This window comes from Aliamphritea hakodatensis (assembly GCF_024347195.1).
GTDB lineage: Bacteria > Pseudomonadota > Gammaproteobacteria > Pseudomonadales > Balneatricaceae > Amphritea > Amphritea hakodatensis.
Genome location: NZ_AP025281.1, coordinates 1,540,684 through 1,552,946, shown reverse-complemented (window position 1 = coordinate 1,552,946; position 12,263 = coordinate 1,540,684). Strand labels below are relative to the sequence as shown.

Genomic DNA, 12,263 nt, shown 5'->3' with positions numbered 1-12,263 from the left:
TCATTGTGTTTACTGCTCTGCGGTAGCGGTTTTGCCGCTGCGCCGTAGCCAGCGCAGCAGTTGTGGCCCGCGCGTATTCACGCCCAGCCCGGCCAGTACCAGTAATATACCCAGCCACTGGATGCTGCTTAACTGTTCGTCCAGCAACCATGCAGCACAGCTCAGCCCTACAACCGGTACGCCAAGCGTTAACGGTGCAACCTGCGAGACAGGGTAACTGCTCAGCAAGTAGCCCCACAGGCTGTAACCGAGAATAGTGGCAATCAGCGCCAGATAGACCAACGCAAAAATTGAACTGAAACCGATATTCAGCAGTGCATTTTCTATTAAAGGCCCTTCAAGATACAGGGAGAGTGCAAAAAACGGCAGCGGCGGAATCCACGCAGACCACACCACCAGACTGATGGCCCCGTTCTTATTGCGGTTATAGCCATGCTGATGAATCTGCCGGTTTACAATGTTCCCCAGTGCCCAGGCTGCTGCCGCTGCGATCGTCAGGCCAAAACCGATGGCGGTCATATTCTGCTGCAGCTCAGCAGACATAAACCACAGATCGCCCCAGCCAATGAGCACCAGCCCGGAAGCAGCGATCATAATCGCCAGTAACTGGTAACGGCGGATATCTTCCTTCAGCCAGAAAACAGCCAGTACCAGAGTAAAGAACGCCTGCGACTGCAGGACCAGTGACGCCAGCCCCGCCGGCATGCCCAGATGCATGGCCGTAAAAAGCAGGGCGAACTGTGCAAAGCCAAGGGTCAGGCCATAGGCCAGCAGCCAGCGCAGCGGTACATCCGGCCGGGCCACAAACCAGCAGCCAAGTGCGGCCACCAGCAGAAAACGCAATCCGCCCAGTAACAGCGGCGGCATACCTTCCAACCCCCAGGCAATCACAACAAAATTGAACCCCCAGACCACCACGATAATGAGGCCCAGCAGGGTATCTCTGACATTCATCCGGTTCGCATCCCTGACGCAGTTTGCTGCCCGCGCAACATGAAGAGTATGCACCTGAACGGCGCATCATATAAAAGCAAACAGGCAGGTTATGGGAATATCCGTCCGGCGTCCAGAGTGAGATTTACCCCGGAAGGGGCTAGTGAAATGAAAACAGCCAATCCCCTGAAAAACACCGGCAGGATTTCTCCTGCCGGTGTCTGATCAGTTTCAGTTATCGCGGCTGACTATTCGCTGCAATAACTGTTTCGCCAACCCCCAGTCACGGGGCTGTTCAATGCGCTGGTCGGTCACCGGAACGATATCTTCGCCCTGCTGTTCAGCCACCTTAAATGTGAACACATAAGCGGGCTCTGCCCCCATCCGCAAATCAGAGATGATTACATCATCATTACCGGTATGCTCAACTTTAAAGAAGCCTTTACTGAACCATTGCAGGCGGCTGACCGGCCAGTGATCCTGTAATCCGGATAACAGCTCCGGCTGGCTTGAGTAGTGCTTAAATTCGATCTGACGGTCCGGATCAAACAGGGAATAGTAGCCTTCCAGATAACCGTCATCCTGCATCACCAGTACCCGCCAGAGTAATGTATTGAACGGCCCCGCCGTGACCAGCAGTTCCTTATCCGGCGTGTTTTTGCCCGCCGAAGCAGCCAGATTTTCTTCCGCAATGCCGGTGACATACGCCTGCGCAGTCAGCCCCCAGATCAGATACAGGCTGCTGAATGCAAGGCCAACACGGTTCATCTTCCGCCCCCAGTCTGCCTGTCGGGAGGCCAGCGCCAGCACAACGCCCAGTAACAGCGGCACCGTATACAGCGGATCAATGATAAATATGCTGCCAGAGCCCGTCGGCTCCACCGGCAACGGCCAGAACAGCTGGGTACCGTATATGGTAAAGCTATCGAGAATTGGATGGGTCACCAGTGCCAGCCAGACCAGCAGCAGCCAGCGACGCTGCAGATCGGGATACTGGCCATGGAGTTTATTGATCAGCCAGGCCAGCAATGGCGTCAGGAGTGTCAGGGTAATCAGCGAATGGCTGAAGCTGCGGTGATAGGTAAAATCCGCTACCGCACCGCCCATGGAAACAAATACATCCAGATCCGGCAGGGTTGCCAGTGCACCGCCCCACAGGACCGCCCGGTAACCCACTTTATGGCCTAATACTGCTTGCCCCAGGGCCGCGCCCAGCGCGATCTGCGTAACCGAATCCATGAAAATCCCTGTGCCTCAAACTGACCTGCAAAGGGCCCATGCTACGTAGCTGCCCGGGGATTTACAAACAGCTTTACAAAACGTAACACTTGGCTGGCCAGAACTGACTGGTCAGTTTTCGGCGTCCCGTTTCAGGTGCTTCTTCACCCGGTGGGTCACCAGCCAGACGCCGGCCAGCACGACTGGCAGAAAAGCTGCCTTGAGCGTGGTCACATCCACACCCGGCGTATACGGCACCGCTGCGTTGAACAGAACCCCGCACAGCGCCAGCACATAGTAGGTGATGACTACAATCGACAGGCCTTCAACGGTCTGCTGTAAACGAAACTGCAGCTGCGCCCGTTTATCCATGGATTGTAATAACGCCTGATTCTGCGCTTCGATTGCCATATCCACCCGGGTACGCAGGAAGTCACTGGCCCGGTCTACCCGGCTGGAGAGATCATCCAGACGGCGCTTAGTAGCTTCGGTGGTCCGGAAGGCCGGACCCAGCCGGTGTTCAATAAATGCCGACATGGTTTGCAGACCGTTGAGTTCGGTTTCCTGCAGGTCTTCCAGCCGGCTCTGCACCATCTGATAGTAGGCACGGGCCGCATCAAACCGGTATCGGGTTTCAGCAATCAGCTCGGCCACCGCGGCGGCCATATCAGACAGCTTTTCAAGTTGCTCACGTTCTTCGCTGATGACCCGCTCACCACTGATCTGACGTAACAGATCCGCCAGTTCGGTTTCCATATCACTGACCTGCGCGCTGGTTTGCTGTGCCACCGGGAACGCCAGTAACATCATATTCCGGTAGGCTTCCAATTCCAGCAGGGTACGGATCAGCCGGCCGGTCTGGCATTCATTCAGGCTGTTATTGACCAGCAAAATCCGGTTAAAGCCATCACTGTGCAGCCGCAGGGCACTCCACACGCTGGCCGCTTCATTCCCCAGTTGGGAAGCAATCAGCCGCTGGCCTTCAAAGCAGGGTCGCAGGGTCTCTTTGTCCACCACCGCGGTATCACTGTCGATGCCTTCGATATGCAGCGCCGCAACCACTTCACCGGGCAGTTCACTGATCCAGTCATCCGGTAACAGGCTGATCGCCGGCTGAGCAAAGCACTGGGTACTCTTACCCTTCAGCAGAAAGGTATAGCTGCTGAACTCGGTATGCCGTTCCCAGCGGACTTCAAACTCACCAAAATTCTGATAAAAGCAGACATCCCCTTCTGACGGCGGATTAATGCTGTAGCGCTTACACAGGCTTTTCAGGTGGTTCAGTTCACGGGGGTAATGATCCGTCCCGGTATGCAACAGCGTCATATGCGAGACCCGTACCGGTGTGGTGGCTACCGGAAACGGACGGGCATGGAGATCCGCATAGTTATCCTGAAAGCGCATGTGCTGACTCAGCCCGAAACTGTCGTGCAGCGGGTCGTTCAGAACCGGTAGCTGGTGTAAAGCCTGGCGCAATTGCTTATCCTCAAAAATTATAGGGCCACTATTCATACCGTCAGATTCGCCATAAAACAATCACTTAGCATAAAAAACGTCGTGTTTGAGCTAATTTAGATAAGTTTTGTGACAAGCCGAAGTGAAACAGATGATAACTCTGTTAAAGACAACCCAAACAACATTAACCGCTGGCATAAAAAAGGCCCGTAAAACGGGCCAAGGGTCTGAATGATCACACACAGGTTGCGACTGTCAGCCAGTCAGTAAACCCTGTTTAGTGACGTGATCCAGGGTGTCATCCAGCGCCTTGCCGAACGACTCAAGGATTTCATCCACGTGCGCTTCAGTGGCAATCAGCGGCGGGCATAACGCCAGCGAAGATCCGGCCACCGCACGGGTAATCAGGCCATGACGCTCGCAGGCCTGCTGAGCAAAGGCACCGATGGCACCGCCGGCAAAGGCTTCACCGGTCTGCTTGTTGGCCACCATTTCAACGGCGGCAATCATGCCTTCACCGCGGACTTCACCCACCAGCGGATGCTCCGCAAACTTCGCCAGCCCTTTCTGCAGGTAAGCGCCGGTTTCAGCGGCTTTACCGAAGATATTATCCCGCTGGTAGATTTCCAGCGTCTTCAGGGCAACCGCACAGGCAACCGGATGACCGGAATAGGTATAGCCGTGACCGAATACGCCGACTTTGGCACTTGGCTCGATCATCGCTTCGTACATATCGCCGCGGATTACGGACGCACTGATCGGGATGTAAGCCGAAGACAGCTGCTTGGCAAGGGTCATCAGTGCCGGAGAATCGATCCCCATGGTGGTGCAGCCGAAGTCTTTGCCGGTCCGGCCAAAGCCGGTGATGACTTCATCGGCCCAGAACAGAATGTCATATTTCGCCAGAATTTCCTGAACCCGCTGGTAATAGCCTTCCGGCGGCACGATGACACCGCTGGCGCCGGTAATCGGTTCAGCGATAAAGGCAGCAATGGTTTCCGGACCTTCTTCCAGAATCATCTGTTCCAGATTATTGGTAATCCGGGTAACAAAATCTGCCTCGGACTCACCCGCCAGTGCGCCACGGTAATAATGCGGTGCATCGGTACGCAGGATTCCCAGCGGATCAAACGGCAGATCAAAATGCTGATGGTTGGCCGGCAGGCCGGTCAGGGATGCCGATGCCACGGTAATACCGTGATAAGAGCGGTCCCGGGAAATGATCTTGTACTTCTCCGGCTTACCGATAGCATTAAAGTAGTAACGCAGCATTTTGATATGGGTGTCGTTAGCGTCGCTGCCGGAGTTACCGAAGAATACTTTGGCATTCTCAACCGGCACCATTTCTGCCACTTTGGCCGCTAAATCAATGCCCACCTGGTGGGTTTTACCGCCGAACATATGCGAGTAAGACAACTGCCCCATCTGTTCGCTGGCCGCGTCAATCAGTTCACGGTTGTTGTAGCCCAGCGACGTACACCAGAGGCCCGCCAGACCTTCCAGATAGCGATTGCCCTGATTATCGTAAACATAGACACCGTCGCCGCGCTCAATGGTCAGGGTTTCGGTGTTAGTCAGGTTAGTGGTCGGATAAATGATATTGCTCATAACCGGTCCCTCAAATTTAAGTTTCACAGGCGGCACACTCTGCCAGCGGAGCATATGCCCGGTGGCAGAAAATGCCGGTCAGCATCAGCGGTTCAGACCACCCATGCAGATGTATTTCGTTTCCAGATAATCATCCAGGCCATACTTGGAGCCTTCACGGCCCTGTCCGGATTCTTTTACCCCGCCGAATGGAATCACTTCAGAGCTGATCGCCGTTTCGTTGACGCCCACCATGCCGTAATCAATACCTTCCGCCACACGCCACATACGGCCCATGTTTTCGGTATAGAAATACGCCGCCAGACCAAACTCGGTATCATTGGCCATGGCAATAGCTTCTTCTTCGGTGCTGAACTTGAAGATTGGCGCAACCGGGCCAAAAATCTCTTCACGGAACACCCGCATCTGCGGATTAACATCGGTCAGAATTGTCGGCTGGTAGAAGTTGCCGGCACCGGACTGTGGTTCGCCACCAATGACAACCTTCGCCCCCTCTTCCACTGCGCTGCTCACCTTGGCATGCACATCACGCACGGCTTTTTCAGTAATCAGCGGGCCATGGGTGGTGTCCGCCGCAAAGCCGTCACCGATGCTGAATTCAGCAACCGCTGCCCGCAGCTTTTCAACAAAGGCATCGTAAATACCTTCCTGAACAATCAAACGGTTAGCACAGATACAGGTCTGACCCGAGTTACGGTATTTAGACACCAGCGCACCGGCCACGGCCTGATCCAGATCGGCATCGTCAAAGATAATTACCGGTGCATTCCCGCCCAGTTCCATCGACGTGCGTTTTACCGTATCCGCACACTGGCGCATCAGCAGCTTGCCAACCGGGGTCGAACCGGTGAAGGTCACTTTTTTAACCGTCGGGTTGGAGGTCATTTCACCGCCGATGGCCGGTGCATCGCTGCCGGTCACCACACTGAACAGACCGGCAGGTAAACCGGCCCGCTCAGCAAGTTCTGCCAGCGCCAGCGCTGATAAAGGGGTCTCAGCCGCCGGCTTCAGTACGATGGCACAGCCTACCGCCAGTGCCGGTGCAACCTTGCGGGTAATCATGGCATTCGGGAAGTTCCATGGGGTAATCGCAGCGACCACACCCACCGGCTGTTTAATGGCAATGCCACGGCGATCGGTCTGCGGCGTTGGAATAATATCGCCATACACCCGCTTGCCTTCTTCAGCAAACCACTTCAGGTAAGATGCGCCGTAGCCCACTTCACCCCGGGACTCGAACATTGGCTTACCCTGTTCAGCCGTCATCAGAATGGCCAGATCTTCCTGATTTTCCAGTATCAGTGCGTGCCACTTTTCCAGCACAGCGCTGCGGCTTGCCGCAGATAACGCCCGCCACTCCTGCATGGCACGGGATGCCGCTTCAATCGCCTGACGGGTTTCTGCCGCCCCCAGATCAGCCACATCCGCCAGATGTTCACCGTTAGCCGGGTTGGTCACGGCAAAGGTTTTACCTTCAAAGCCGCCTGTCCAGTTACCGTCAATATAAGCCTGGGTTTTCAGCAGACCCGAATCGTTCAGTTGAATTGCCATGAATTACTCCGCGTATTGTTCTCTACAGCCGGTAGCGGCCGGATAAATATCGTTGTGAACATTTATAGTGAAGATTTTTATTTGTTAATATAATTATTTACCCAAGCAAACATTTATATATTCAAATGTAATTATTTCACTGCAGCGGAGTTAAACATGGGCCGTAAAAAAGCAGCCATCAGCGGACAGCTGGCAGATCAGGATCTGCGCCTGCTACGGGTGTTCAAAAGCGTTGCTGAAGCCGGTGGTTTCAGTGCCGCGGAGGTGCAGCTGAATCTGGCCAACTCCACCATATCCAACTACATCGCCGATCTGGAAAAACGTCTGGGTATGCGATTATGTGAACGGGGCCGCGGTGGCTTCAGCCTTACCCAGCAGGGTCAGACCGTCTATGAAGCCACGCTGGAACTGCTCAATGCACTGGATCAGTTCAGCCAGCGCCTTAATCGCTCAGCTCAGGGGATTTATGGCCGGCTGCATCTGGCCTTTGCCGAACACATGCTCGGGGCGCATAACGCCTTTGTGGTTGAAGCACTGGATCTGTTTACCCGGCAGGCGCCGGAGGTAAATATCGAAATCACCACCCTCAGTTCCGATGAGGTCACCACCGCCGTGCTGAATAAACAGGTGGATATCGGCATCACTGTTGAAGCGCAGCGCTACCATGAGCTTAATGCGGTGGATCTGTTCGATGAACAGATGCTGCTTTACTGCGGCCAGCAGCACCCGCTGTATGAGCAGGCTGAAAAAACCATCAGCCCGGAAACACTGCGTGATTACCGCTTTGTTGAATCCCCCCGTTTGCTGCCGGGCCGGGAAGTGCATCCGGATATGCGTCACTGGCACCGCCATGCCAAAGCGCACCATCAGGAAGCCCGGGCCACGCTGATTCTCAGTGGCCAGTATCTGGGCCTGCTGCCGGAACACTTTGTCGCCAGTTGGGGCCTGGGGAATAAGTTACGCCCACTGATGAGTGATACCTACGGATACCGCAACAGTTACCGGGCAATCTGGCCGAAAAAGACCACCAAGGATGAAATCATTGAGGTCTTTCTGGAGGCACTCAGCCAGGCCCGCTCCACAGCCACTCATCCGCCGGCGTAGCAGAATATTCACCCTGATTTCAGGAAACCGGGGAATAATACCTGAAACCTGATAACGGACCCGTGACATATGCCAAGCGCTACTTTCCCCCGCCGGACAGCCTTTTGCCTGTTGCCCATGTTTCTGACCCCTGCCGGTGCCAGCGCAGGCATTCTGATAAAACACCCGGATTTCAGCGTCGTTGCCGATGCCTATCTGAACCTCACCACCGGCAATGCGGCGGATAACACCGAGCATGTGGCCGCCGATGCCGACATCCGCCTGCTGGGATTATATGAAACCGCCGGTGGCAATAAATACGGCGGACGGATTACCTTTGAATCCAGCTCAGCAGGCAGCAATAACGCAGACCCGGAAGTGGGTGAATACAGCCTGCTGGCGCAGTCAGACTGGGGCCGGATAGAGGTTGGCGAACGTCAGGGATTACCGGATGTCCTGACCGGATTTGCCCCCAATAACTATACTTTTACCTTTGCGGAATACGGCCCGTCCACCGGGCGCAACCTGAATCCGGCCGGTGGCCTGCAAACCAGTTTCATTGATGCTGCCGATGCGGCGTCTGTGAATCAGCTCAGTTCGCTGGGATTTGTCGCGTCTCTGGCCGGCGACCGCTCTGCCAAACTGATCTACGCAGCCCCCCGCTCGGCATCCGGCATCAATACCGGTATCTCTTATGCCCCGGATATCAGTGAAGACAATCCGGGCTTTAAACAGTTAATCCAGACCGGCCTGACCTATGATTACTACTGGGATGAACATCAGTTGCATCTGGGCGGCAGCTACACTTACGCGAACGCTGAAGACCTCAGTGCCGGCCAGCAGCGGGATGATCTCAGTTCCGTAAACCTGGGGATTTCAGCCACTTTCAACAGCAAACTGGCATTGGGAATCAGCACCACCCTTAACGGTACATCCGGACAACTGACGAACAGCATTCAGGAAGATACCCGCGGCTGGGTAACCAGCCTGAACTACAACAGTGGCCCCTGGACCTACGGCGGTTTTTACCAGCAGGCTTACGGTCAGGGTGAAACTCAGCAGGCCGGCCGAAACCGGCTGGAAGCCTATCAGTTAGGCGTTTCATACCGGTTTAATATCCGTACCCGGCTGTATACCGCCTATTATCATTATGATCTGAGCAGCGATAATCAGAACAACAGCGACGGCGATGTCGTACTGTTTGGCGTGCGTATCATTCTTTAACAGGAAAAGAGTCTGACTATGAACAACAAAACCAAAGCCATTCTGGCGCTGACATCGGCAGCCGCTCTGCAGGGCTGCGCCCAGCTGGAAATATCGTCAACCCTGACACCGGGTGAGACCACTCAGCCCCTGAGCCATCCGGAAAAGCCTGTCTATGAATTTGAGAAATGTTACGGGGTGGCAAAGAAAGGCCAGAACGACTGTTTTTCCAACGGTCTGGCCTGCGCGGGCACCTCCACCGAAGACCGTCAGAAAAACGCCTGGATTTTTGTCCCCGAGGGAAACTGCAATAAAATTGCCGGCGGCAGCACGTCTAAAGGCTGACTCCCTGTTACTGAAGTACGATTGCTGAAGCCCTATTGCTGAGCCGCGCTTTTGAATGACAGCAAGCCCACGCCCATGCTGACGAACAGGCCGCCGGTTACCCGGTGAAACCATTTCATCCCCTGCCCGCCGGTAAGAAAACCTTTTGCCGACTGAGCAATCAGGCCGTAACAGCTTAACGAGATAAACGAAAACAGCATGAAGGCACCGGTCATCACCGAAAACTGCGGGGCCAGCGCATAATTCAGATCGATAAACTGCGGAAACAGTGCGCCGAAAAACAGAATAGGTTTAGGGTTGGTCACCGCCAGCAGCAATCCTTCCCGGTAATGAGACAAACCACTGCGCTGTTCAGCTGCTCCTTCTGCCTGAAGCGTCATCTGACGTTTACGGGAAAACAACTGACGTGCCCCCAGATAAATCAGATACGAGGCACCCAGTATTTTCACCACCATAAACAGGGTGGTTGAAGCCATCAGGATGGCACCCAACCCGCCGACAGACACCAGCGAGAGAATAAACAGCCCGGTAATGTTCCCCAATGCACCTATCATCACCGCCCGCATGCCATGGGAAATACTGTTGAAGATCACCAGTAAAATTGCAGGTCCGGGACTGATCACATAAAAAAATGAGATCAGCAGATACATCATCAGCGTGTCGGTATTCATTCTGAATGTCCTTATTTTCCACCGTTTCTGGCACGATTTTGCCGCAGGAGAAAAACGATAGCGCTTTTACCCGCCGGTGACGACTGGTACGCAAAATATCTCCAACTGGGTATATCAGCCCCCGGGGGCTTACCGATACTGTAGCGGCATGATCGGCGAATCTGTTCGCCCACCGAATGACAGAGGTATTTATGACTGCCCAGGCCCACACAACATCTTATTACGCTGCATCCGCCAATGAAAAACAGTTACGCCCGGCGCTGACCGATAATATCGACGCCGACGTCTGTGTCATCGGTGCGGGATTTACCGGGCTGTCCAGCGCCCTGCATCTGGCCAAAGCAGGCTTAAAAGTGGTGGTACTGGAAGCCAACCGGATTGCCTTTGGCGCATCCGGCCGTAACGGTGGCCAGATCGTGCACAGCTACAGCCGTGATATTGATTTCATCCACAAACATTACGGCAAAGACACCGGCACAGCGATGGCCAGCATGGCATTTGAAGGCGGTGAAATCATCCGTGGGCTGGTCGAGGAATTTAATATTCAGTGTGACCTGAAAGACGGTGGCATTTTCGCCGCCTGTAACGATAAGCAGATGCGCGAGCTGGAAGGTAAAAAAGCCCTGTGGCAGGCCAACGGCCATCGCCAGTTGGAGCTGCTCAGCGAAACAGAGATTCAGAATCATATCGGTACCGGCCGTTATAAAGGCGGTTTGCTGGATAAGAGCGGCGGCCACTTCCACCCCATGAACCTTGCGCTGGGCGAAGCCGCTGCAATTGAATCACTGGGCGGTCAGATTTTTGAAGACTCTGCGGTGACCGGCATTGATCAGCAGGCGATCACCCGGGTAAATACCGCCCGCGGCAGTGTTACCGCCAAATACGTGGTTGTAGCCGGTAACGCTTACCTCAACGGTTTGCTGCCAAAGCTTGAACAGAAGGCTATGCCCTGCGGTACGCAGGTGATTGCCACTGAACCGCTGAGTAAAGATTTACAGCAACAGCTGTTACCCGGAGATAAATGTGTCGAGGACTGTAACTACCTGCTGGACTACTTCCGCCTGTCCGGTGACGGCCGGCTGATCTATGGGGGCGGGGTTACCTACGGTGCCCGTGAGCCGGGCAAAATTGAATCACTGATCGTGCCGAAAATGCTGAAAACCTTCCCGATGCTGACGCAAACCAAGGTGGATTTCGCCTGGACCGGCAACTTCCTGCTGACACTGATGCGTCTGCCGCAGTTTGGCCGTATCGGCAATAATATCTTTTATGCCCAGGGCTACAGCGGCCATGGCATCACCAGTACTCACCTTGCCGGCCGGGTTATCGCCGAAGCCCTGCAGGGACAGGCTGAACGCTTTGATGTGTTTGCCGGCCTGCCACAGTATCCGTTCCCCGGCGGCCGTACCTTCCGGATTCCGTATACCGCAATGGGCGCATGGTATTACACCCTGCGCGACAAGCTGGGCATCTGACCAGGTAAAAAGTCGGAGATGACGGGATGTTACTCATCCTGTCACGCTGGCAGATCGGGAGAAGAATACCCCACAGGTGGTGGAGAAACTCAAAACAGGCAAATGGCTGTCAGGTGGACTGCATGTTACCGCACATGCTGTCCAACTGAGCAATTTCACGGCTCATTTCCCGGGTCACATTGATCATGAAGATCTTAAAGTCTTCCGGGTAAATATCACAAAGTTCATGAAACAGTGCACTGGAGATTTCCAGTACAAACCCTTCTTTCTGCATGACCGCGTTACCATGACGGGCCTGCAGGCCAATCATGCCCACAAACCCCAGTTGCTCGCCGGGTAAATAAGCTTTCAGGGGAACCTGATCATCGGAATCTGTCTTGGGATGATAAAACCGCGCCTGGCCGCTGAGGATGACAAAAAACATATCTGAACTGTCACCCAGAGAATAAATTCTGTCGTTGCCTGCCAGTTTGTATATGTCGCCGTGGGTCAGTAAAAACGTCAGGCTTTCATCAGATAAAGCACCAAACATGGACAGGCCATGGCAATACTCCAGGGAAAATTGCCCACTCAGATCTGAGTATTGGTATAACTGCATAATCCGTCTCCGGGAATCACAACCTCAGTATAGTGCAATAACCAGGTTCCCAAACGCCTAAGGCACGAAAACTAAAGAAAAAACCAAAAATATCTGCAGCGTCCCAAATACCCGAAACTTTGA

11 protein-coding genes are annotated in these 12,263 nt (G+C 54.3%); 4 read left to right on the top strand and 7 right to left on the bottom strand.

Annotation, left to right across the window (positions count from 1 at the left end; translation table 11 throughout):
* Nucleotides 1-9: 9 nt before the first annotated feature.
* The 5 genes from PCI15_RS07070 to PCI15_RS07050 all read right to left on the bottom strand — a co-directional run bounded on the left by PCI15_RS07070 (nucleotide 10) and on the right by PCI15_RS07050 (nucleotide 6,765).
* A complete protein-coding gene (locus PCI15_RS07070) occupies nucleotides 10-954 on the bottom strand; it encodes an EamA family transporter (protein ID WP_271273632.1) in 945 nt (314 codons plus the stop codon).
* A 210-nt stretch (nucleotides 955-1,164) separates the two neighbouring features.
* On the bottom strand, nucleotides 1,165-2,172 hold the full coding sequence (locus PCI15_RS07065; protein ID WP_271273631.1) for a metal-dependent hydrolase: 1,008 nt from the start codon (nucleotides 2,170-2,172) through the stop codon (nucleotides 1,165-1,167).
* Between the two features lie 111 nt (nucleotides 2,173-2,283).
* Entirely contained in the window at nucleotides 2,284-3,627 is a 1,344-nt protein-coding gene (locus PCI15_RS07060; RefSeq protein WP_271273630.1) for a DUF3422 family protein, read from the bottom strand.
* A 234-nt stretch (nucleotides 3,628-3,861) separates the two neighbouring features.
* Entirely contained in the window at nucleotides 3,862-5,214 is a 1,353-nt protein-coding gene (locus PCI15_RS07055) for an aminotransferase (RefSeq protein ID WP_271273629.1), read from the bottom strand.
* A gap of 84 nt (nucleotides 5,215-5,298) precedes the next feature.
* Nucleotides 5,299-6,765, bottom strand: a complete 1,467-nt coding sequence (locus PCI15_RS07050) for an NAD-dependent succinate-semialdehyde dehydrogenase (protein WP_271273628.1) — start codon at nucleotides 6,763-6,765, stop codon at nucleotides 5,299-5,301.
* Between the two features lie 156 nt (nucleotides 6,766-6,921).
* On the opposite strand from PCI15_RS07050, the gene PCI15_RS07045 reads away from it, so the two are divergent.
* From PCI15_RS07045 to PCI15_RS07035, 3 genes are all read left to right on the top strand, one after another.
* Nucleotides 6,922-7,869: a LysR family transcriptional regulator gene (locus PCI15_RS07045; protein ID WP_271273627.1), complete on the top strand. Its 948-nt coding sequence runs from the start codon at nucleotides 6,922-6,924 to the stop codon at nucleotides 7,867-7,869.
* A 69-nt stretch (nucleotides 7,870-7,938) separates the two neighbouring features.
* Nucleotides 7,939-9,072 (top strand): porin, encoded by a 1,134-nt coding sequence (locus PCI15_RS07040; RefSeq protein ID WP_271273626.1) that lies wholly within the window; start codon nucleotides 7,939-7,941, stop codon nucleotides 9,070-9,072.
* Between the two features lie 18 nt (nucleotides 9,073-9,090).
* Nucleotides 9,091-9,396 carry a BufA1 family periplasmic bufferin-type metallophore gene (locus tag PCI15_RS07035; protein WP_271273625.1) on the top strand — a complete coding sequence of 102 codons (306 nt, stop codon included), beginning with the start codon at nucleotides 9,091-9,093 and terminating at the stop codon, nucleotides 9,394-9,396.
* A 32-nt stretch (nucleotides 9,397-9,428) separates the two neighbouring features.
* Here the strand turns inward: PCI15_RS07035 and PCI15_RS07030 are convergent, their stop codons facing one another.
* Entirely contained in the window at nucleotides 9,429-10,067 is a 639-nt protein-coding gene (locus PCI15_RS07030; RefSeq protein ID WP_271273624.1) for a LysE family translocator, read from the bottom strand.
* 191 nt (nucleotides 10,068-10,258) lie between these two features.
* Between PCI15_RS07030 and PCI15_RS07025 the strand changes: the two genes are divergently transcribed.
* Nucleotides 10,259-11,542 (top strand): NAD(P)/FAD-dependent oxidoreductase, encoded by a 1,284-nt coding sequence (locus PCI15_RS07025; RefSeq protein WP_271273623.1) that lies wholly within the window; start codon nucleotides 10,259-10,261, stop codon nucleotides 11,540-11,542.
* Nucleotides 11,543-11,651: 109 nt separating this feature from the next.
* Here the strand turns inward: PCI15_RS07025 and PCI15_RS07020 are convergent, their stop codons facing one another.
* A complete protein-coding gene (locus PCI15_RS07020) occupies nucleotides 11,652-12,140 on the bottom strand; it encodes a Crp/Fnr family transcriptional regulator (RefSeq protein ID WP_271273622.1) in 489 nt (162 codons plus the stop codon).
* Between the last annotated feature and the right edge of the window lie 123 nt (nucleotides 12,141-12,263).

Coding starts and splice junctions, on each gene's coding strand:
- PCI15_RS07065 (WP_271273631.1), bottom strand. CDS start 2,172: ATGGATTCGGTTACGCAGATCGCGCTGGGCGCGGCCCTGGGGCAAGCA.
- PCI15_RS07020 (WP_271273622.1), bottom strand. CDS start 12,140: ATGCAGTTATACCAATACTCAGATCTGAGTGGGCAATTTTCCCTGGAG.
- PCI15_RS07050 (WP_271273628.1), bottom strand. CDS start 6,765: ATGGCAATTCAACTGAACGATTCGGGTCTGCTGAAAACCCAGGCTTAT.
- PCI15_RS07040 (WP_271273626.1), top strand. CDS start 7,939: ATGCCAAGCGCTACTTTCCCCCGCCGGACAGCCTTTTGCCTGTTGCCC.
- PCI15_RS07070 (WP_271273632.1), bottom strand. CDS start 954: ATGAATGTCAGAGATACCCTGCTGGGCCTCATTATCGTGGTGGTCTGG.
- PCI15_RS07030 (WP_271273624.1), bottom strand. CDS start 10,067: ATGAATACCGACACGCTGATGATGTATCTGCTGATCTCATTTTTTTAT.
- PCI15_RS07055 (WP_271273629.1), bottom strand. CDS start 5,214: ATGAGCAATATCATTTATCCGACCACTAACCTGACTAACACCGAAACC.
- PCI15_RS07035 (WP_271273625.1), top strand. CDS start 9,091: ATGAACAACAAAACCAAAGCCATTCTGGCGCTGACATCGGCAGCCGCT.
- PCI15_RS07045 (WP_271273627.1), top strand. CDS start 6,922: ATGGGCCGTAAAAAAGCAGCCATCAGCGGACAGCTGGCAGATCAGGAT.
- PCI15_RS07025 (WP_271273623.1), top strand. CDS start 10,259: ATGACTGCCCAGGCCCACACAACATCTTATTACGCTGCATCCGCCAAT.